1 protein-coding gene is annotated in these 714 nt (G+C 76.6%); it reads right to left on the bottom strand.

What is annotated here, in order from left to right; genetic code table 11:
• Positions 1-98: 98 nt before the first annotated feature.
• Positions 99-714: TOBE domain-containing protein (locus UWG_RS30740; protein ID WP_016909391.1), on the bottom strand; the 616-nt coding region annotated here is incomplete at its 5' end.

Here is a 714-nt window from a genome sequence, read left to right on the forward strand (position 1 = left end):
CACGGGTCGCCACTGACCCAAGCCGTCAGGAACTACACTCCGTAGGCGCACAGTTGGACCACGCCAGCGGCGCCGCCGGCATCGGCCGCCACCCGGGATCACAACGCCACGAGCCGGACCTCGGTCGCCTTCACCGCGGCGTACACCCGCTCCCCGTCGCCGAGTTCGAGTTCCGCCGCCGCCTGCGGTGTCACCTCGGCGATGACGTCCGGCCCCCCGTCGGTGCCGACGAGCACCCGGAGTCTGCTGCCGGCGGCGGTGACCTCCCGGACGGTACCGGCCCAGACGTTCCGCGGGCTGCCGCCCGGCCGCTCCCGGTGGAGCGAGACGGCCTCGGGCCCCACGACGGCGAGCGCCCGCCCGCCCTCCGGCAGCGGTTCGGAGGCCGACAGGCGTGCGCCGCCGTCCAGTTCCACGCCGTGCGGGGTGGCCGCTCCCGGCCACGCGTTGCGGCCGAGCATCCGCGCGACCCACGGGGAGCGCGGGTGGCGGCTCACCTCGGAGGGCACGTCGTGCTGGACGGGGCGGCCGTCCTCCAGTACCAGGATGCGGTCGGCGAGCGACACGGCCTCCACCGGGTCGTGGGTCACCAGCAGGCAGACGCCGCCGAAGCCGCCGAGGTGGCGGCGGAGCGCCTGGCGCACGCGCGCCCTCGTCGTCTGGTCGAGCGCGGCGAGCGGCTCGTCGAGGAGGAGGAGCCGCGGGCGCGACGCG

This window comes from Streptomyces xiaopingdaonensis (assembly GCF_000262345.1).
In the GTDB taxonomy this organism is placed as follows: Bacteria; Actinomycetota; Actinomycetes; order Streptomycetales; family Streptomycetaceae; genus Streptomyces; species Streptomyces xiaopingdaonensis.